A 480-nucleotide genomic window follows, 5' to 3' on the forward strand; every position below is an offset into this window, starting at 1 on the left:
CCCCCACCCGACCTCCCGCCGACGTCCACCCCGATCCCCTCCGGCACGCCCACTGGATCGCTCTCGTGTCCGATGCGACCGAGGCGCCCGGGTGGGACATGAGTCGGACCGTGCTGGAGCGGATGACCGCGCGGTCGCCGATCGGGATCGCGATCGTGGACACGGACCTGCGGTTCGTGTGGTCCAACGCCGCGCTGGAGCGGTTCGGCGGCGGCCGGGCGTACGAGCGGGTGGGGCTGCGGCTCGCCGAGGTGCAGCCGGGGCTGGACGCGGACCGCATCGAGGCCCAGATGCGCAAGGTCCTGGAGACCGGCGTACCCGTGCTCGACTACGAGCACGTCGGCCGGGTCAGGTCCGCCCCGCACCGCGAGACCGCGCACGCGATGTCGTTCACCCGCCTGGAGGACGACCACGGGCGCCCCATAGGCGTCTACTACACCGTGATGGACGTGTCGGACCGCCACCGCGCCCGCACCCGCC

1 protein-coding gene is annotated in these 480 nt (G+C 73.3%); it reads left to right on the forward strand.

The features are described 5' to 3' along the window. Nucleotides 1-480, forward strand: a 480-nt coding sequence (locus AOK15_RS48150) for a PAS domain-containing protein (protein ID WP_240508811.1), incomplete at both ends; no start/stop codon positions are given.

Origin of the sequence: Streptomyces ossamyceticus (assembly GCF_001418475.1) — a bacterium.
GTDB lineage: Bacteria > Actinomycetota > Actinomycetes > Streptomycetales > Streptomycetaceae > Streptomyces > Streptomyces ossamyceticus.